The sequence below is a fragment of the Staphylococcus caprae genome, assembly GCF_003966625.1.
Taxonomy (GTDB): domain Bacteria; phylum Bacillota; class Bacilli; order Staphylococcales; family Staphylococcaceae; genus Staphylococcus; species Staphylococcus caprae.
In genome coordinates this window covers 535608-555875 of record NZ_AP018587.1, presented here as the reverse complement: position 1 = coordinate 555875, position 20268 = coordinate 535608, and the positions used below count along the sequence as shown (strand labels likewise).

Below are 20268 nucleotides of genomic sequence, written 5' to 3'. Positions count from 1 at the left end.
ATTAAATAATGAGGTGTATTGAGAGTATGCAAACTCAATTGGGAGAAAAGGATATTAATTTACCACAGTACTATAATAACAGGGAGTTAAGTTGGCTCGATTTTAACTATAGAGTCCTTCAGGAAGCTTACGATAAGAATAATCCATTACTCGAAATGTTAAATTTCATCTCTATTTTTAGTTCGAATTTAGATGAATTCTTTATGGTGCGCGTAGCTGGTTTAAAAGACCAAGTGAAGTTAGGCTATGACAAACCTGAAAATAAAGCTCAAATGACGCCTCAAGAACAACTTGATGCGATAAAGATAAAAAATACAGAATATGTTCATACTCAATATCAACGCTATAATGAACTGATTGAAGAGTTACGACATTATGATATTGAAATGGTCAAACCCGACTGTTTATCTGAAACGCTCATCGAAAGATTAGAAAAAGAGTTTAAATCACGCATTCTACCTACACTTACACCATTAGGTATTGATGCGTATCACCCTTTTCCAAAATTAAACAATAAAAGTTTAAACATATTTGTCGATATCGACACTGAAGATGCCATTAACTCAGCAATCGTACAAATTCCATCATTAATCCCTCGATTTCTAACACTTAATGAAGGTGCTAAACAATATGTTGTAATGGTCGAAGATGTCATTACTTACTTTATCAACTATCTATTTACCGGTTATGAAGTTTTAAATACTTTTACCTTCAGAATCACAAGAAATGCAGATTTGACGATTCACGAAGATGGTGCCGAAGATTTACTGATAGAAATCGAGCGCTTCTTAAAAGAACGTAAAAGCGGCTCAGCTGTGCGCTTAGAAGTCGATGGTCGCACTGCACAAAGAGAGAATATCGAATGGCTGATTGACCAATTAGAAGTTGAAGAGAATGACGTATACTTCTTAAATGGTCCACTTGATTTAACATTTTTATTCGGTTTAGTGAGCCATCTCTCTAATAAACTCAAATATCTAACGTATGAGAAATATACGCCCCAAGTACCGAGATCTTTAGGAAATAACAATATTTATAAATTGGCTCTAGAAAGAGATATATTCTTCCATCATCCATATGAATCATTTGAACCTATTGTAGACTTCATACGTGAAGCGGCCGATGATCCAAACACCATTGCCATTAAGCAAACATTATATCGTGTAAGTAAAGATTCACCGATTATTAACAGTTTGAAGGAAGCTGCTGAAAATGGTAAGCAAGTCACTGTACTTGTAGAATTGAAAGCACGTTTCGACGAAGAGAATAACGTTCATTGGGCACGTATGTTAGAAGATGCAGGTTGCCATGTGATTTACGGTATGACGCATCTAAAGACACATAGTAAGATTGCGCTTGTCGTTAAACGTATTGGTGGAGAGCTAACATCATTTGTACATCTTGGTACAGGAAACTATAATGACAAAACAGCTAAACTGTACACAGATATGGGGATGATTACTACAAATAAAGACATTGCTGAAGATGCGATTAATTTCTTCAATTATTTAAGTGGTTACTCTATTAAACCTGAGTATAATAAACTGATTGTAGCGCCATTTGATATTCGTGACGTCTTTATTGACCGTATCGATAAAGAAATTAGTAGTCATTTAGAACATGGAAATGGCAAGATTATGATGAAGATGAATTCACTCACCGATAAAACGATTATTGAAAAGCTCTTTGAAGCTTCTCAAGCCGGCGTGAAGATTCAACTTATCATTCGTGGTATTTGTTGTCTTAAACCAGGTATACCTGGCATCAGCGAGAATATCGAAGTCGTAAGTATCGTAGGACGACTACTTGAACATTCACGTATTTATTATTTCCATAATAATGGTGACGAACGTATCTACCTATCATCAGCAGACGTGATGACACGTAACATGATTAAACGTGTCGAAATCTTATTCCCTGTTGAAGATAAAAATATTGGAAAACGTTTAGTAAATTACATGAACTTGCAACTTTCAGATAATGAAAAAGGACGTTTCCAAGATGAAAATGGTGTCTATCACTATGTTCAAAACAATTTATCTCCATTAAATTCTCAAGCTTATCTTATGCAAGAAGCAATTAAATACGGTAAAGAGCTAAAAAAGCAGACTGCTCAGCCAACAGGTCAACCCGTTCGTTCAAAACGTGGCGGTAGTTGGATGAGCAGATTAAGAGATACATTTAAAAGATAGAATGAATAACCTTATAAAATAATATTAATAAGCGAGAGCGGGATAGAAATATAATTTAACAAAATTATTTTCTATCCCGCTCTCTTCATAAATAATAGTTTTCTCATTTACTAGGTGTTTCATACCAATGTTTCAGAAACTCATATAATACATTGCTATACTGTTCTAATTCACTTTTTTCAATCTTTTCATCAACGCTATGCGCCTCTTCTAGACTACCTGGACCATATAATATAGTAGGAATATCAAAATGAGCAATCCAACCGCCATCAGTAACTGTCGTACTCATGCCATGTTGTAATGAACGACCATGAACGTGTTGATGCGCAATCTCTAACTGTTTAAAGCCTGGATGTTCTACCGGCACTGTAAAGCTTGGGAAGATCTCTCCTTTATCTTCAATCATAGATTCTCCACCCCACTCAAACTCAAGTGGATTCTCTCTCAACCAAATATCCGCTTCTGCCACGCGATTTAAGTAATCTTCTATTTCTTTAACAACATCTTCATATCGCTCGTAAGGTAAATAATGAACCGTAATCCATAAACGACATTCATCAGCGATAAATGCTGGATGACGACCACCTTCAATCACTGCTGGATTAATCGTATTCGCACCTGGAGGCATACCTGGACTTTCTTTCATCACAGCCCAATGACGTTCAAGTTCGTTTAACGCTTGGATCACTTTCATCATTTTTTCAATAGCACTGGCACCAAATAATCCACCGCCCGCATGAATCGTCTGACTACGTGCGCCATCGTGTAACGTATTTTTACTTTTCACTGTAATCCAACCAGTAATCACGCCACCTTGGCCTAGCGCTTGATTTTCACTTGTATCCAGAACCAATGCCAAGTCGCCTCTAGGACCTATTTCACATGCACGTTTGGTCCCTGCCTCGCCAACTTCTTCACCGACCACTGATTGTACGATAATGTCACCTTTAGGTCGTCGGCCTTCTTGTTTTAACCTTTCTAGAACATAGAATAATGATGACATGCCGCCTTTCATATCACTCACGCCTCTGCCATATAACCAGCCACCCACTTCCGTTAATTGAAAAGGAGGATACTGCCAATACTGATCATCATCAACTGAAGCTACATCTACATGACCATTGAGAATCAACTTCGGTGCGTTTGAATCTTCACCTTTCAACGTCGCAACAATCACACTATCATTGTCATACAAATGTTCACGTTGAATTGAAAACCCTAAATCTCTCAATAAAGATTCAATTTCATCTTGAAGTGGATCCGTGTTACGACCTGGAGGACTTTCAGTATTAAATCCAACAAGCATATCTAAAATCTCAAATTGACGATTATTCAATTCAAATCCCATCCTTTATGTAAAATAAATGAATCTAAACGTTTACAATTCAAGTTTAACATTATCTTTTCTATTGTGATTTTTCGCTTCTGACCTTGTGTCCATTTTTCTTAAACAGGTCTAACCGTTACTTCATTGACATTTACATGACTTGGTTGCGTCAATGTATACACTACTGCTTCAGCAATATCTCGTGTTTCTAATTTCTTACGGTCGCCGAAATCCATATGTTCTGTCATTGGGGATTCAACCATACCTGGTGAAATGCTTGTCACTTTGACACCTGTACGAGCGAGTTCTTTTTCAAGAGCTTGAGTAATTGTATGGATGGCTGCTTTAGTTGCACTATAAACTGCATTTGATTTTGTAACTTCAAATCCTGAAATTGAAGCAATGTTTATAATATGTCCACTTGATTGATTTAATAAGTACGGTAAGGCTGCTTGTAACACATAAAGTGTACCTTTCACATTGACATCTATCATCGTATCCCACTGTTCGACATCATAATCTGTAATCTTTGAAGATAAGCTTTGACCAGCGCTATTTACCACGATATCGACTTTGCCAAAGTGCCCTTTCACTACTTGTAGCATTTGATCCACACTATCTTTTTTCGTTACGTCGGTTGGAATCACCTTGGTGTCGACGTTAAGTTGTTGTGCAACAGCTTGTAATTTATCTTCATTACGTCCGGCAAGTGCAACGCTTACCCCGTTATTGCTTAAGGCCTTCGCGATGGCTTCACCTATGCCACTACCTGCACCTGTAATCACTGCTATTTTATCTTTTAACTCTACCATTTTGTTCGACTCCTTTATTTCTGAAAATGAATTTCAACGTAGTTAAGTTCATCTTAACGCTTTTCGTTACTTTAGAAAATTGAAGTGATTACCTATATTAAAAAGTGTTATAATTTCATTGTATGTTCTTAATAATCATTATAAAGTAGATATGTAACTTACATATATGGGCATATATATGAAGAAGATAGAGGGAGGTAATGTAAGAGATGTCTTATCATGATCGTGTTTTAGAATTAAGAGAAATGAAGCATCGTACTGCATTTGAATTTCATTTTGAAGATTTGTTTACTGAAGAAGAATGGTTAAATATGTCTTTGAAAGAAAGACAAAAAGAGGAAAAGGCTTTTAGAAGCGCAGTTGAGAAAATGAGTGATGTGAGATTACCATTTGCGAGTAGAGATGCTGCGAAGAATAAGCTATTCAATATCACATATGCATACAATGGCATTAAAAAGAACTTTAAACAAAATGATAAAAAAGAAAACCCAAGAGGTCGAATAGTTCAATAGTTTAAATGCTAGAAAAGTATATTCAATTATTCGATGAACATCTCTCAACCTAGTTGCGACGCTTTTTTGCGAGTAAGGTTCGTGCCTGTAGTCACTCTCACTTCCTTCTCCGCCAAGCGTCACGCAACGGTTTTCGATGAAACATTTTTTAGGTCATCACGCTTTCCGTGGGGACAGTCTCAACCTTGCTATGCAAGTTGTCGACTTGTCCTGTTCCCACAGGAGTCGGATGACCTTATTTTTTGTTCGATTTGTAGAAGTCCTTGTATATCTAAATTCAATTGAATAACAAAGCATAATGAAAACCACATCTCACGGGGAAGTAAGATGTGGTCTTCAAACACATTATTCTAGATTTTAGGGGTATATAGAGTATGTTTGCCCTCAATTACTCTTTGAGAGCAAGGCGCGTTTTCATCATTTTCGGGAGTTATCAATAGCTTAGGTTAACTAGTAACAAGGGATTTACGTTCGAGACTATAATAATATAATCTTTCGGCGTCAACATAAGGGATTGAGTCAATTGTTAAATAACCATCTTTAAGATCTCCAATAAGACCTTGATTTACGCCAGTGTGTATATAAATGTCATAACTACTTGCATCTGAGAATATTAAATCCTCAATTATATTTCTCATAGTCATCACTCCAAAATTTATTTCTTATTCCTTACAATTCATATACTACACCTTTTCATGTAAATTAAAAGTATTTTGTGATACTTTTCACAAAATCATCACTTATTTATATTAATGTAAATTTTAGTTAAAAAGCACCAATAGAGCTAATAATATATCATGGATATCTAGCTTTATCGGTACTTACTTAATATATAGTTAAGTTTTATCAGGTAATGTATCTATAAATATCATCACGTATTGGTGTTTCTAAAGATAAATTCATTGTTACTACACTATTACCATTCGGCATAAAATCTTATATTCATTAGCGATAATTTCTAGTTTTAAGAAATTAATATTTAGCACGCTTTTATTCTTTCACTAATTATAGCTCTTGTAAAATACCTATTTATAGTGTATAACTATTTTGTAATTCTAAAATTGTTTTATATTACATTTTTGCTTTTTAGGGGAGATTAAAATTAATAAATTAATTTCAATTGTTGTTCCTGTTTATAATAAGGAACCGTTTATAGAGAGATGTGTGCAATCTTTAGTTGATTTAGAAATGGATCATACTCAGATTGAAGCTATATTTGTAGATGATCTTTCTTCAGATCGTTCATATGAGATTCTGCAGTATTACGAGAAGAAATATGATTTCATTAAGTGTGTTCAATTAGAAGAAAATTCAGGCAGTCCATCTCAACCTCGTAATGTGGGTATCGAGGTTGCAAATGGAGAGTATATTGCATTATTGGATGCCGACGACTGGTTAGACAGTAAAGGATTTCCAAAGTTAGTCTTACAGATGGTTGAACATGAGGCCGACTTTGGCTTTGGTCAATGCTTTAAGCATACGGATAACACGATTTCTAAACTAGCTCGTTTTGCTTCCTTCCAAGAAGCTAATGGTTTAGTTCCTTATGAAATCAACAAAGTATTCCGAGCTGTAGGTCCACCAGGAAAGATATTCAAGCGCTCTACAGTAATAGATAATGATATTAAATTTCAACATATGAAATTTGGAGAAGATAAATTATTCTTTGCGGAGTTAATAAGTAAGAGTAAAAGTGCATCAATGACTACTTCAGCCGTGTATCATATCAATAGATATACAGACAATGTTTCACTAGTAAAATCTACAGATGTTATTGAAAAATCTAAAATCAATTTAGAAGTACTTCGTCAAATAGTCAATTTGGAAATTCCCAAAATAGCTATGGAAGGAATTTTAAGTCGTATCGTTGAGATAGACTACATGCAACGTTTTCTAGTGTCTAAAACATTCTTAAAATCTGAGGATAAAGCATTCTTCTTTAATCAATTTTCTAAAGTGGAAACTATTATTAAAGAAGCTGGGTTTAATATAGAAGATTTACTCATTACAGATAAATACAAGAATATCTACCAACTTTTTCATTCAGATAAAAAAGCATTACAAGAATATATTCATTATATGATTTATGATTCCAGTAAACAAAAATATATTAAAGATAAGAATGTTTATCTAAAGTATCCTGATAAATTCAATCATTTAATTCAACTTCAAGAAGAATGTATACCAGTTTATAAAGGAACAGAAATGATAGATAATACGTTTTATGAAGTTATTGAATTGTTCACTAAAGCTGATGTAGAAATTGAATATGTAGAATTAATAAAAATTCATGATGAAAGATATTCTAAGAAAATTAATTATGAACTTAAGGACAACTACATTTATATAAAGTCTGAGGACATTAACTTTTATAAATACGACTTTAATATTGCAGTTCAATTTAATCATCATAAATCAGCACTCGTTTTTGCTACTTATCCAAACTTCAACGACAAAGTAAATTTAAAACGTCAAAACTTTAAATTAGAATTTGTAAATAGTCAAAATAAAGAATCTAAAGACACTAAAGGTTCCAATACGTCTACTAAAGAAACGAAAGTAAATAAATATTTAAGCGAGGCACCTAATTATGTCATTACTACAAAATCTATAAAAAGTTATATGGATGCAGATTTCAAAGAGGAATTTAATTCAATTAGTAAAGGTAGTTTGGTTGCTATTTCTGGAATGGGTCAAACATCTAAAGGGACACCAAGATTAATTACAAAAGATAATCATTTTATTACTGCTAATGTAAATTTCGTAAATCCTACCGAATTACAAAAGAAAGATGGATACGTTTCTACTATTCCTAAAAGAATTAGAATATTGAAGAAGTGTAAACTATATACTGATGTTACCTTCAAAAATGAACCGATTCGAACGATGCAACCTAATGAAGAATTAAATATTATTGATATTGATTATACAAAAAACTTTACTCCAAGATTAAAAACAGTAGACGGCTACTACATTACTGCTAACATTAATTTTGTTGAAGTTTTAAATTAACGCATAACAAAGGCACGCAGAATGTTAATTTTCTGCGTGCCTCTTTACTTTATTTATTATCTAGTTCTTTTAAGAAACGTTTCAGTTCATCTTTCATACTCTCATCTTTGAGTGCGTATTCTATAGTTGTTTTGACAAAGCCTAATTTCTCACCAACATCGTAACGGTTGCCGATAAAGTCATATGCAAATACTTGATGATCATTGTTCATACGTTCGATGGCATCAGTGAGTTGAATTTCATTACCTGCGCCTTTTTTCTGTGTTTTAAGATAATCAAATATTTCAGGTGTTAATACATAGCGTCCCATAATTGCTAAGTTAGATGGTGCAGTACCTTGTTTAGGTTTCTCCACAAACTTTTTAACTTCGTAACGTCGCCCTTCTTTTGAAAGTGGGTCTATAATACCATATCTATGCGTGTCAGATTCAGGGACTTCTTGGACACCAATAACAGAGTTGCCAGTTTCTTCATAAACTTCCATTAACTGTTTAATCGCAGGTGTGTCGGATTCAACAATATCGTCACCTAGAAGAACCGCAAATGGTTCATCACCAATAAATTGACGTGCTGAGTATATTGCATGTCCTAAACCTTTTTGTTCTTTTTGACGTACATAAAAAATATTAGCTAATTCTGTTGAATATTGTACTTTTTCTAGTAATTCAGTTTTACCTTTTTCTTCAAGTACCATTTCTAGTTCTTTTTGATTGTCAAAATGGTCTTCGATTGCACGTTTATGTTTACCTGTAACGATAATAATATCCTCGATGCCTGCACGAGATGCTTCTTCCACTATGTACTGAATTGTTGGTTTATCTAAAATTGGAAGCATTTCTTTAGGCATTGCCTTCGTTGCTGGTAAGAAACGTGTACCTAACCCAGCAGCAGGTATGATTGCTTTTTTAATTTGTCTCAATATTCAAACCCCTTTATCAATGTTATGTATCGCATTCATTGTAAAGTTTATCATTATTTAAAATGCTTTCATAGTAATTGTAGTGGTGTTTAATAAATGAGAATATTGAAATTTAACATATAAAAACACGAGGTCGGGACCTTTATAGTTTGTGCTCTGGGAAACCAATTAACGGCGTCCCAAAAGCAGGATTTTCGGCAGTAACACACACAATTCGACAAAACTTGAGAAACAATTTTGCTCATCGTTCGGTTCTGCTCAAATCCTAAACACTTTTGTCCCGACCTCGACTTGTTTTTATACAAATAAACTAATAAATAGGATAAAGATAATGCCTGATACTGAAATAATAGTTTCTAATAATGACCATGTTAAGAAGGTTTCTTTAATCGTAAGGCCAAAGTATTCTCTAAACATCCAGAAGCCTGCGTCATTCACATGAGATAAGATGACACTACCTGCACCGATAGCGAGTACGACAAGTGCGACGTTCACATCTGAATGATGGAGTAATGGTAATACGATACCTGTAGTTGAAACGGCTGCAACTGTTGCTGAACCAAGTGCAATACGCAACACTGCTGCAACAATCCAAGCAAGTAATATAGGTGACATGTGTGAACCTTCGAACATTTTAGCGATTGTATCACCAACGCCGCCATCAATAAGTACTTGTTTGAATGTACCGCCACCGCCAATGATAAGGAGCATCATGCCTATTGGATAAATAGCATTGGTTACTGAGGACATGATGTCTTCCATTTTATGATGTCTCATAATACCCATTGTAAAGATAGCAAAGATAACTGCGATTAACATTGCTGTTCCAGCTGTACCAATGAGGTAAATCACTTGTTCAAACCAGTTTGTTGGCTTTTCATGACCTGTGACAAGTTGAACGATAGTTGAAATAAGCATAAGGATCACTGGTAAAATAGCTGTTAATAAGCTGATGCCGAAACTTGGCATTTCTTCTTCTTTGAATTCTTTTTGTGTGCCAAGAGATGAAATGTCACCTTCACGCGTATAAGCACTTGGTATCATCTTCTGAGCCATGCGGTTAAAGAAAGGACCTGCAATCAGTGTAACTGGGATAGCAATGATCATACCATAAAGTAAGACTTCACCAATATTTGCTTTAAGTTCTTTAGCGATAACCACTGGCCCTGGGTGTGGTGGTAAGAAACCATGTGTCACTGATAAGGCTGTTACCATTGGTAGTCCAAGTTTCAAGATTGAAACATTCGCGCGTTTAGCTACTGTGAATACAAGCGGAATAAGTAATACTAATCCCACTTCAAAGAACAATGCAATACCGACGATAAAGGCAGCAATAAGCATTGCCCATTGCACGTGTTTCTGTCCAAACTTTGCAATCAGCGTGTCAGCAATTCGTGTTGCACCACCGCCATCGGCAAGCAGTTTACCTAGAATCGCACCTAACCCAAAGATTAATGCAATGTGTCCTAATGTACTCCCCATACCATTTTCAATGGTTTCCATAATTTTATTAAGTGGCATACCAAGTAGTAACGCAGTAATCATTGAAGTAATGATTAGCGAAATAAAGGTATTTAATTTCATGAAAATAATTAAAGTAAGTAATATAACAATTCCTAATACAACACTTATGAGTGGCCAAATTTCTCCAAACATAACATTCCCCTTCTTTCTCTTTTAATGTCTGAGTTGCAAGTTATATGGTTAATTGGCATTGCGATTATTCATTTATATGTTCTCGTTGGAAATTCGCAATTTCACTATAATTCACTGTCATAGAGCGACTAATGTTGATAAAGATTTTTACGAGTTTCTGGTAAATAGCAACTGTGTCCTTTTCTGGATGATGTGCGTTCGTTGTGCCCACCATTTCTTCAATTATTGAGAAATCCTCAATCTCGCCTAATGCTTTTAATCCAAGTACACATGCACCTAAGCATGAGCTTTCATAACTTTCTGGCACGATAAGATCTGTATCAAAGATATCTGCCATCATTTGACGCCAAATTTCACTTTTAGCGAAACCACCTGTCGCTTTGATCGTACTTGGTGTTTCGTTCATCACTTCTATTAACGCAAGGTAAACAGTGTATAAGTTATAAAGTACACCCTCTAATGCTGCGCGTATCATGTGTTCCTTTTTATGGGAAAGGGTCAATCCAAAGAATGAACCTCTTGCGTCTGCATTCCATAGTGGCGCACGTTCACCGGCAAGATATGGGTGGAAGATAAGCCCTTCTGCTCCCGGTTTCACTCGACTAGCGATTTGAGTTAAAACATCATATGGGTCAACGCCTAATCGTTTGGCAGTTTCTACTTCGCTAGCGAGTATTTCATCTCTAAGCCATCTGAGTATAACGCCACCGTTATTCACTGGCCCGCCAATTACGTAATGATCTTCATCAAGCACGTAGCAGAAGATACGCCCTTTCTCATCAGTACGTGGTTTATCGATAACCGTACGAATTGCACCAGATGTCCCGATAGTGACTGCTACTTCTCCATTTTTATAGCTATTCACCCCTAAATTTGATAGCACACCGTCACTTGCACCTACAATGACTGGTGTATTTTCGTCAATGTCCATGAGTGTGGCATAACGTTTTTTCATTCCTTTTAAAATATGAGTAGTTGGAACGAGTTCAGGTAATTGTTCTCTAGTAATACCTAATAATTCTAGTGCTTCTTCATCCCAATCTAATTGTTCAAGGTTAAACATGCCTGTCGCAGATGCCATTGAATAATCGATGATATATTTTTCAAATAATTGGTAGAATATGTAAGTCTTAATATCCGCAAATTTTGCTGTTTGATTATATATTTCAGGTTGTTCGTGTTTCATCCAAAATATTTTTGATAATGGTGACATTGGATGTAACGGTGTACCAGTTCGATGATAAATATCGAATCCGTTGTGGTCATTTTCAATTAAATCTGCATAACGACTCGCACGATTGTCTGCCCAAGTGATATTCTCTGTTAAACGCTTATTTTGTGCATCCATAGCTACTAAACTATGCATTTGAGCACTAAATGAAATTAACTTAATATCTTCTTTCGAGACACCCGCTTCTCTAACGATATATTTCACAGTCATTAATACGGCATCGAATAATTCATCCGGGTTCTCTTCTGAGACATCTACATTGGGTGTATGTAAGTCGTAGCCTATATTATGTTTCATTATGAACTTTCCGTTTTCATCGTAAAGTACTGATTTCGTACTTGTCGTACCAATATCTACACCAATCATGTACTTCATTATAGGTCCCTCTTTTCTATTTCATTAACGTAACCAAAAGCCTTCAATATCTTTTCCAACGTCATCGAAGTTTAAGTGAAACGCTTCTCTTAGTTTTTCAGAATCATACTGTTCTATCGCATCTATAAATACTTGATGATTACGATGGATGCGTTCAAAATCTTGCTTGTTTGTATCCATTCGATGTCTCATTGATAGTAAAATGAGTGATTCCATGACTGGCTTTAAGTGGTTCCAAAATGTCTTTAAATATTGATGATTAGACGCGAAAATCATGACTTCATGAAATTCAAAATCATGCTTGGTAAAAGCTTCTGCATCCTCAAATTGTACAGAGACTTTCATCATCTCTAGTTGCTTCTTCATTTCTTTAGCAATTGTTTGGGTATCCTGGTCTTTTAACCTTGAAAATGCGAAAGATTCAAGCATTAATCGAAGGTCATACATTTCTCTCTTTTCTTGTTCTCCAAAAGGTAGCACTTGTGCGCCCATACGTTCAAGATGAATCAGCTGATCAGTTTGAAGTAATTTGAAAGCATCTCTTACTGGAGAACGACTTACATTAAATTGCTTTGCAACTTGATTCTCTGTAAGTAATGTGTCAGTAGTAATTGCACCACTTACAATACCAAGTCGTATTTCGGCTGCAATTGATTCTCCTGTTGTTAAACCTTCTAACCACTTTTTAGGATAACCATAAGTCATGTTTCCACCCCCAAAGTCGAATGACTTAACTTGTATACAAGTATGTTAATATACGAAATTTATAATTGCAAGCGCTTTCTTTTAGTTTTGACTACTACGAACGATAAAAAACCCCAACGCAAAGTTACGTTGGGGCTTGTATTAACATTGTTCTTCATTTTTTGGAACTTCGATACAAAAGTGTGTTTCATGACAATCTGGACATGTGAGCTTTCTAGTTTTAGGCGTGTGTTGTGCTTTAATAAAGTCTAAAGTTTTAGGATTAAATACATTTTGGCAATTAGGGCATAAATAAGACACATTGTTTTTGTAGTAATACGTTAATACGAGCGCATATACGATTGTCACTGGCGTCACTGATAAGAATGGTTCTTTCTCTTTCGTGACAATAGAAGCAACAAGTCCAGTGTATTGAATGATTCCTACTATCCCAGTGGCTAGCCATAATTTCTTTCTGATACTTTTTAAATTTAATGATTCTTTCATAATATGATCTATGTCATATAAATGTGTAATTGGAGAAATTGATGTCTTGTTAAAGTATTTACGAACTTCTTTAATTCTTTTGACTACATTTTCTTTTCTGCTTATGTCTTGTTGTAGTTCATCCTCTTTCACTTTTAACATAGAGCTAAGTGTTTTGAGTGTTTCTTCATTTCTCAATAATAACTTGATGTCTTTGAGTGAGCACCCTAATTCTTTAAGTACAATAATAAGTTTAAGTTTTTTAACTTCTTCGTCCGTGTAAACGCGCCGATTTGCATCTGACATCTGACTTGGTCGCAAGATTCCTTGTCTATCATAATATTGAACAGTTCGTACTGAAACATGACATCTTTTAGCTATATCTCCTGTTGTATAAGTTGACATAGATTTTCACCTCCTAATCACACTTTATTAAATGACGTTACGTCACTAGCAACACCTTTTATCAATTTTAAGACGCCCTACCGTCTTATTTTTTTAATTAATTTGAAATCCAATCCTTAATGTGATCTACTACGCCTATTTGATCTTCAGAAGTTGTTTCCAAAACACTTGGAAAATCTATATGTCCTATGCCAGGATAAATAATTTCTTTTGTTTCTCCGCCAAGTTGTTTAAACTTTTCAAGTGTCGCTTGCGAATCTGTATAGGGAATAATTTGGTCCTCTTTACCAGACATAAATAATATCTTAGGAAACTGTCTAATCTCATCAATATCTGGTAGATAATCTGTATTAATAGTGTAAATGATATCAGTAATAATCGTCTTAATTGGTGCTACAAATTGAATAAGATCTAATGCATTTTCCTTATGGGCATAGATTGTTTTATCTAATATGTATTGAGGCAAATTCTTTACAGCTTTCACTTCATCTTTTAATGTATCTCTTTTACTATTTCTTGTAAAAAGACGGGCCAACATACTTGCATCAGGAGTGATTTTAGCAGCACTATGTAAATAAATCATATGAGTGATTGGGAGTGTATTATATTTAAGCAACCTCGTTGCTATCATGCCACCCATAGAATAGCCCACTACACTTAATTTTTGAATGTGTTGTTCTTCAACGACTTGAGTTAAAACGTCATAAATACGTTCCGAATAATCATCAAGTGTATGTGAATCTCTATCTAGTTGTGAACTTTTACCTCTACTAGGACAATTGACGAATATCAATTGATATTCTCTGAAATAAGGTTCAAACATCGTCATAATTTTATATGTTAATAATGCCCCATGAATGAACACAATCACATCATCGGATTTTGAGTTGCCTGCAAATGCGACTTCACTATACTCATCTTTAAATTGTTTAAGTGGATAAACCTTAGTTGTAAAATTCTCTTTAATCATAAAAAACCTCGTTATTCTAATATCAATTAAAATTATAATATCATATAAGTTCTTTTCATATAATTATTGTAATAATAAATTAAATATTTATTCAAATTAAGCACAAAAAAGGGAGCGAGACAGAAATATAATTTAACAAAATTAATTTCGTTGTCTCGCCCCGGCAAGGATGGCTAGGATTGGGAGAAGCTTGATATAAGCGCACTTTCAATCCAGACATCTACTGCCAATATATCAAATGAGCTTCTTTTAATCATATAAACTTTGAACATTTATCAAAGCGTTTTAATATCTCAAGGTTAATCTTTATTTGAGATTTCAGAGTGTATTTGCTGCATTTTACTTTCGACATTTGTAATATCAGTTGCGCATTGTTCAAGTAGTCCTTTATATTTTTCAGTGTCAGCGTCATTCTTATATCGAATCTTATGTTCTAAACTTGCCCACATATCCATACCTATCGTACGAATTTGAATTTCTACAGGTGTGACTTCTACAGAATCTGCTAAAAAGACTGGAATCGATACAACAATATGCAAACTGCGATAGCCATTCTCTTTAGGATGCTCAATATAATCTTTACGCTTTAACAACGTCACATCTTCTTGTTTTAATAACATTTTTTCAATGACATAAATATCATCAAGGTAGTTACATACAACTCGAATGCCAGCAATATCCATAATATTATCTTTGGCACTCTGAGCACTTACTTCTAAACCTTTTCGGTTCAGTTTATTTACTAAACTATGCATTTCCTTAACGCGTCTTTCCATGTGATGAATCGGGTTATGTTTATATTGATGATTAAAATTCTCGTCTAAAATACTGAGTTTCGTACTAATTTCCTTTAAAGCAGAGGAATACAAATGATCTAATTCCACAAATCCTACTAGTGTATCGAAAGCAGCATCACTATCTTGAAATTGAGTTAAACTATTTTTAAATTCATTTCTTAAATCTTCGACATATAATGAAGGTTTTCTTTCTACGTACATACTTCTCGACCTCCGTTTTCTATCCACCTTCATTATATCGAAATTAATTTTAAGTGAGAAACGTTAGCCCATCATACTTTAGTTTTATTGCCATAGAACTACGAAAACCGTATAAGCACGCAGCCTATACGGTTTAAATTCATTCCACTTATTTATTCGTCTTTTTTATGTTCGATGACTTTAGTATTTTTGTTTTCAGCAATTTCATTGGCACGTTGAACAGCATCTTGTTTCTTTTCAAAAGTATCTGACGCTTGCTTTGCATCTTCAGTCTTCACTTTCCATTCATCATCTTCAAAATAGACATGGATATTTTCTTCATTAAGTTTCGGATTCGCAGATTGATCTTTCTGATGCTCCGTAATATGTTTGTTTTTCAATTCATCTAATTCTTCTTTAGATGCATCTTTGTACCATTTTTCAGCTTGTTGTGTAGCAATTGGAACTACGTCGCCTTCTTTATAGCCATCTTTCAACATGGCATTGCCAATATCAATCGCTTTTTTACGTTCAAGTTCATCAAAGTTCTTCCAACTTTGCGGATAATCATTCATTGTCCAAGGCATCGTCATACCTCCTCAATTATTTTAGTAAATATTTACCACTAAAATATAAGATTGAAACAGAGTAACAAACGAGAACTAATGTGCACCTTCTTCACTATGCGTAATATCTTTACGTTGTTCGCTACAATTTCGTTGGATATTCATCAGTGCCGCACGAATATAATTATATTGAGGTAAATGACTCATCTCTTTCATATTTAAGTCCGTTTGGAGTTGGAAATGCTTAGCAATGTTTTCAAATACGACAAGATATTCACCCATTTGTTGATCATCTATCGTTTGTCTATGTTTATTATTCATCGCACGTTCTAACATAAAGCTGATCTCTTCTAATGCGAAGATACTAGGATAATAATAACGTACTGCTTCTTTATTACTGAATAGTTCCCCATTTGCTGAGTTATACATTTGCGTCACATTGCTAATTTTTACTGATAAATTTAATTTTTCAACTTTATCGCGGTCGTTGTTTTCTTGTTTATTTTCGGAAAATAAATAATGAAATAGAATACTTTCTTTACGAACAAGTTCAGCAATTGCACTTGGCAACATGGATGACGCTGTTCTACGAGCTAGGAAAAGAATGCCCAGAACTGCAATAATAATACCTACAAGTACATCGATAATACGTGTGTAAGCAATTTCGATACTTAAGTTTTGAGATGCTAAGCCATTTAAAATAATGACTTGGATTGTAATGAAGATAACAGCAAATGCATAGTTCGATGCCACAAATGCTTCCGTCATGAGTGCTGAAATACTCATAATCAATATAGCGACAACTGGGTTAATATTAAATGCAAGTATTCCAGACAATACGATGGCACCAACTATAGTTCCGAGCCCTCTAGCAAGTGAACGGTCGAGTGTTCGAATCGTAGTCATATTACTTAACATGACTGTGTGCGCTGTTAATGGCACCCAGTATGCTTTCTGTATATTAAATGCCAGTGCTATAAAAATCGCGATCCCCATAATCACCGTATATTGTAAGGCGTTTCTGAAGACGATTGAATCAAACGTTAAGTTTTGATATATACGCTTACTATATAATGGCTTTCGAATATCCGCTTCATATTCAATGTGATGTTCATTGGCATGAATCATTTCATCTATTTTCAAAATATGATTCATAAGATTTTGGAATTCTGGTGCCACATCAACTGTTTTTGTCCAAGGTCGAAGTTGTTGTGGGTATCTTACATTTTTAATAATATAATCCATCATTTCTACTAAATCTTCAGGTAATGGTCGGATATTTTTCTCATTTAATTCTAATAGCTCTGAATAAATCCCTTGTGCTGATGTATGCAGTAAAATCAATTTTTGGAATCTATTACTTAAATTACCGTTCCCACCTGATGTAGAAGTGATTAATAACTTTTCAGAAGTTCTAAATTCCGTTACAGCATTACGGGCATATCTCTTAAATTGTTCTGCATCGTTAAAATGATGTAATAAATTATGAAGTGTCTTAAAGTCAGCTTTAATCGCTCGATCTTCGGCCTTCTCCTTTGTGAAAAAGATGGTTAAAAGTACAGTAATTGTAGCTAACACACCACCAATAAAGATGGCTAATCCACGAATGAGCGCTTGATCAGGCGCAACTGGCAAATTAATGGGTAAACAAAATGTTACTAAAAAGAATGTCGATGATGGACCAGCGAGTTTAAGTGCATTGAAACTATAATAAGGCACCGCAACCACAATTAATAGTAATAAGCCAAATAAAATAGGCTGTGTTACAGTCAATGTGCCTAATATCATACAAACTGTAAACGACAGCACACATATGATGACGGTTCTAAGCATAGACTGCGGAGACCCTTTGAAGACATAGATATGGGCGAGTGTACCAGTGGAAATGAGCAACCCAAAACTTGGGAAACCACATAGATAACCTATCAATGCAGGTAATACCATAAGTAGACCTTGTCTTATCCCCTTAAAATAATCAATCTTTGACGTATCAAAGCGAATCAAAGAATTCAAGATTTGATTCATTTTTTACCTTCCTTTCTAAAGCATTCCCGAAATGAAACACAAAAAAGAACGGAACAAATGAGGTGTTTCTAATATTGTTCCGCTCGTCGTAAACATAGTTGTAGTTGATACATCTATTCAATTATTTAATTATAACACTCATATCTTCAATATTGGGCTAAATGAGTTTATTTTTCGATTGTTTCACTCACATTAATCTCTGGCTCTTTAATAACATAGTCACCAATATGTTGACTGAATGTTTGGAAATGTCCAGAGTCGTTATGTGCTTGCACCGCATGTTCATCTTTATAATTTTCAACCACAACGAAGACATTCTTTTCATTTACATCTTCGTAATGATGATAGAATACATTTCCTTCTTCTTGCCTAGAATTTTGAACCAGTTCATTCATTAGCTCTAAATAATCGTCGCGTTTATTTTCATCAATTTGAAGCTTCGCATTAATAATAATCACTCGTCATCATCTCCTAAGTATGATTGTAAACGTATTAATGGTTGAATCATGTTAGATTCATTATAAATGCTTTTTAACTTTTAAAAAAATAAAAACATACTAAGACGAGTGGTTTGGAAATCTTAGTATGTTTTGAAATTAATTGAATTAATGTTTTTCATCTACAACAAGTGGCTTATCTGGCTTAACGAAGAACCATAAAATAGCAGCAATGACAGCAGGTACAATTAATAATTGCAATGTCATTGACCAGCCTAGTTGATCTACGACAATACCGGCAAGTAATGGGCTAATCAATGCGCCGATATTTCCCCATAGGTTCATCCAACCAGAGACTGTACCTGAGAAGTTACGTCCTAAATCTGTAGCTGCAGCCCAACTCATACCCATTGAAATACCAACGCCACCTAAACAAAGTGATAACCAAATAATCGTCATATATAAGTTGTCTGTGTGGACAGCTAAGAAAATAGATACAGAGAATACAACGAATCCTGCAATAGCAATTACGCCACGAGCTACAAAGCGAGAACTTCCTGAATTCAAAATCTTGTCTGATATCGCTCCAGCTGAAAGTATTAAAAAGAACATGAATAACCATGGCAGAGAGCTGATTGACATATCTTTGAAATCTACATGATACTGTTCGGCTAAATATGTAGGTAACCAGATTAAGAATAATGCGATAACGAATTGTACTACAAAATATTGTAAAGCAATGGCATAGAAACTGAAGTGACTTAAGAAGCGTTTCCATGGTGGTAAAGACTTTTCAGTCGCAACTGTATCACGATGTTCAGTAATATATTTCTTCTCTGCATCACTAACCATCTTATGGTGTTCAGGTAAATCTTTAGCAATAATCGCCCAAAGAATAGCCATGACGATACCAATCGCACCGAAGATATAGAATACCGCTTGCCAGTTAAACGCATTAACGATAGCAATCGTAATGATTGGCGCAAGCACAGGACCAAAGTAAGAACCTGCTAATAATGCACTAGATGCTCTTCCTTTTTCATTTTTAGCAAACCAGAAAGAGTTAAATACGGCATTAGATGGATACATTGGAGCTTCCCCTACGCCAAATAAGAATCTTATAAAGTATAACAATCCATGGTGTTTAATCATTCCCGTTAAAATTGTGAAAGCACTCCACCATACAAGTGCAATAGTAATCATCTTACGTGGTCCAAACTTCTCAGCTAACATCCCTGATGGCACTTGCATAAATGCGTAACCTAGCGAGAAGAATGAGGCAAGTAGTCCGAATTGTGTTTTGGTTAAACCTAAATCTTTCATCATCGGAGCAGCGATATATGAGATATTAGACCTATCCATATATGCAATAACGCCAATGAAGAAGAACCCTATTGCGAAATACCAACGTACATTACTGCGTTTTTCTTTCATATTTGTTTCCTACTTCCTTTAATATTATGTTGTTTCTATTTAAGATGTCGTTAAGTTTCAGAAATTTCCTATGATGTCTGTTGAAACTTCCCTTTTTAGAACAACTTGAGTAAGTTGTAGCGCTACAATTTTTTATAATATAGCATGTTGTGAAAACGGTTACAATAGTTTGAACGAAATTTCTTGAAAAAATGTATATTTTTCGTATATTTCACCACTCGCTTTTGAGTTTGGTTAAATTGATCGTC

17 protein-coding genes are annotated in these 20268 nt (G+C 34.7%); 3 read left to right on the top strand and 14 right to left on the bottom strand.

All coding sequences use genetic code 11. The annotated features are described in order from the left end of the window. Window positions 1-26 precede the first annotated feature (26 nt). Window positions 27-2192 carry an RNA degradosome polyphosphate kinase gene (locus JMUB898_RS02465; protein ID WP_002444213.1) on the top strand — a complete coding sequence of 722 codons (2166 nt, stop codon included), beginning with the start codon at window positions 27-29 and terminating at the stop codon, window positions 2190-2192. 103 nt (window positions 2193-2295) lie between these two features. Here the strand turns inward: JMUB898_RS02465 and JMUB898_RS02460 are convergent, their stop codons facing one another. Further along, complete coding sequence (locus JMUB898_RS02460) at window positions 2296-3528, bottom strand: acetylornithine deacetylase (protein WP_080981452.1); 1233 nt, start codon at window positions 3526-3528, stop codon at window positions 2296-2298. Window positions 3529-3638: 110 nt separating this feature from the next. Next, window positions 3639-4331 (bottom strand): SDR family oxidoreductase, encoded by a 693-nt coding sequence (locus JMUB898_RS02455; protein WP_002444217.1) that lies wholly within the window; start codon window positions 4329-4331, stop codon window positions 3639-3641. A 209-nt stretch (window positions 4332-4540) separates the two neighbouring features. On the opposite strand from JMUB898_RS02455, the gene JMUB898_RS02450 reads away from it, so the two are divergent. Beyond that, on the top strand, window positions 4541-4843 hold the full coding sequence (locus JMUB898_RS02450) for a DUF1413 domain-containing protein (RefSeq protein ID WP_002444219.1): 303 nt from the start codon (window positions 4541-4543) through the stop codon (window positions 4841-4843). 446 nt (window positions 4844-5289) lie between these two features. Here JMUB898_RS02450 and JMUB898_RS02445 read toward each other — a convergent pair whose 3' ends face one another. Further along, on the bottom strand, window positions 5290-5481 hold the full coding sequence (locus JMUB898_RS02445) for a hypothetical protein (RefSeq protein ID WP_126501896.1): 192 nt from the start codon (window positions 5479-5481) through the stop codon (window positions 5290-5292). A 430-nt stretch (window positions 5482-5911) separates the two neighbouring features. Here JMUB898_RS02445 and JMUB898_RS02435 point away from each other — a divergent pair, with 430 nt between their 5' ends. After that, on the top strand, window positions 5912-7855 hold the full coding sequence (locus JMUB898_RS02435) for a DUF5776 domain-containing protein (RefSeq protein ID WP_080981453.1): 1944 nt from the start codon (window positions 5912-5914) through the stop codon (window positions 7853-7855). A gap of 49 nt (window positions 7856-7904) precedes the next feature. Here the strand turns inward: JMUB898_RS02435 and galU are convergent, their stop codons facing one another. The 11 genes from galU to JMUB898_RS02380 form a co-directional block, all read right to left on the bottom strand. Further along, a complete protein-coding gene (galU, locus tag JMUB898_RS02430) occupies window positions 7905-8774 on the bottom strand; it encodes a UTP--glucose-1-phosphate uridylyltransferase GalU (RefSeq protein WP_002444225.1) in 870 nt (289 codons plus the stop codon). Between the two features lie 297 nt (window positions 8775-9071). Next, window positions 9072-10430 carry a gluconate:H+ symporter gene (locus tag JMUB898_RS02425; protein WP_002444226.1) on the bottom strand — a complete coding sequence of 453 codons (1359 nt, stop codon included), beginning with the start codon at window positions 10428-10430 and terminating at the stop codon, window positions 9072-9074. 64 nt (window positions 10431-10494) lie between these two features. Then, window positions 10495-12036 (bottom strand): gluconokinase, encoded by a 1542-nt coding sequence (gene gntK, locus JMUB898_RS02420; RefSeq protein WP_002444228.1) that lies wholly within the window; start codon window positions 12034-12036, stop codon window positions 10495-10497. A 24-nt stretch (window positions 12037-12060) separates the two neighbouring features. Then, the gene (locus JMUB898_RS02415; protein ID WP_002444230.1) at window positions 12061-12741 is read right to left on the bottom strand and encodes a GntR family transcriptional regulator; all 681 of its coding nucleotides are present in this window, start codon (window positions 12739-12741) and stop codon (window positions 12061-12063) included. 141 nt (window positions 12742-12882) lie between these two features. Next, a complete protein-coding gene (locus tag JMUB898_RS02410) occupies window positions 12883-13611 on the bottom strand; it encodes a MerR family transcriptional regulator (RefSeq protein ID WP_044466777.1) in 729 nt (242 codons plus the stop codon). Between the two features lie 97 nt (window positions 13612-13708). After that, on the bottom strand, window positions 13709-14581 hold the full coding sequence (locus tag JMUB898_RS02405) for an alpha/beta fold hydrolase (protein WP_002444236.1): 873 nt from the start codon (window positions 14579-14581) through the stop codon (window positions 13709-13711). Window positions 14582-14880: 299 nt separating this feature from the next. After that, the gene (locus JMUB898_RS02400) at window positions 14881-15579 is read right to left on the bottom strand and encodes a GTP pyrophosphokinase (protein WP_037541657.1); all 699 of its coding nucleotides are present in this window, start codon (window positions 15577-15579) and stop codon (window positions 14881-14883) included. 152 nt (window positions 15580-15731) lie between these two features. After that, a complete protein-coding gene (locus tag JMUB898_RS02395) occupies window positions 15732-16145 on the bottom strand; it encodes a DUF2188 domain-containing protein (RefSeq protein ID WP_037541658.1) in 414 nt (137 codons plus the stop codon). Between the two features lie 75 nt (window positions 16146-16220). After that, a complete protein-coding gene (locus JMUB898_RS02390) occupies window positions 16221-18149 on the bottom strand; it encodes an FUSC family protein (protein WP_172594630.1) in 1929 nt (642 codons plus the stop codon). 167 nt (window positions 18150-18316) lie between these two features. After that, window positions 18317-18607 carry a putative quinol monooxygenase gene (locus JMUB898_RS02385; protein WP_002444243.1) on the bottom strand — a complete coding sequence of 97 codons (291 nt, stop codon included), beginning with the start codon at window positions 18605-18607 and terminating at the stop codon, window positions 18317-18319. Between the two features lie 147 nt (window positions 18608-18754). Beyond that, window positions 18755-20020: a pyruvate MFS transporter gene (locus tag JMUB898_RS02380; RefSeq protein WP_002444245.1), complete on the bottom strand. Its 1266-nt coding sequence runs from the start codon at window positions 20018-20020 to the stop codon at window positions 18755-18757. Window positions 20021-20268: the final 248 nt, after the last annotated feature.

Coding starts and splice junctions, on each gene's coding strand:
- JMUB898_RS02465 (WP_002444213.1), top strand. CDS start 27: ATGCAAACTCAATTGGGAGAAAAGGATATTAATTTACCACAGTACTAT.
- JMUB898_RS02455 (WP_002444217.1), bottom strand. CDS start 4,331: ATGGTAGAGTTAAAAGATAAAATAGCAGTGATTACAGGTGCAGGTAGT.
- JMUB898_RS02450 (WP_002444219.1), top strand. CDS start 4,541: ATGTCTTATCATGATCGTGTTTTAGAATTAAGAGAAATGAAGCATCGT.
- JMUB898_RS02445 (WP_126501896.1), bottom strand. CDS start 5,481: ATGAGAAATATAATTGAGGATTTAATATTCTCAGATGCAAGTAGTTAT.
- JMUB898_RS02425 (WP_002444226.1), bottom strand. CDS start 10,430: ATGTTTGGAGAAATTTGGCCACTCATAAGTGTTGTATTAGGAATTGTT.
- gntK (WP_002444228.1), bottom strand. CDS start 12,036: ATGAAGTACATGATTGGTGTAGATATTGGTACGACAAGTACGAAATCA.
- JMUB898_RS02415 (WP_002444230.1), bottom strand. CDS start 12,741: ATGACTTATGGTTATCCTAAAAAGTGGTTAGAAGGTTTAACAACAGGA.
- JMUB898_RS02410 (WP_044466777.1), bottom strand. CDS start 13,611: ATGTCAACTTATACAACAGGAGATATAGCTAAAAGATGTCATGTTTCA.
- JMUB898_RS02405 (WP_002444236.1), bottom strand. CDS start 14,581: ATGATTAAAGAGAATTTTACAACTAAGGTTTATCCACTTAAACAATTT.
- JMUB898_RS02400 (WP_037541657.1), bottom strand. CDS start 15,579: ATGTACGTAGAAAGAAAACCTTCATTATATGTCGAAGATTTAAGAAAT.
- JMUB898_RS02395 (WP_037541658.1), bottom strand. CDS start 16,145: ATGCCTTGGACAATGAATGATTATCCGCAAAGTTGGAAGAACTTTGAT.
- JMUB898_RS02390 (WP_172594630.1), bottom strand. CDS start 18,149: ATGAATCAAATCTTGAATTCTTTGATTCGCTTTGATACGTCAAAGATT.
- JMUB898_RS02380 (WP_002444245.1), bottom strand. CDS start 20,020: ATGAAAGAAAAACGCAGTAATGTACGTTGGTATTTCGCAATAGGGTTC.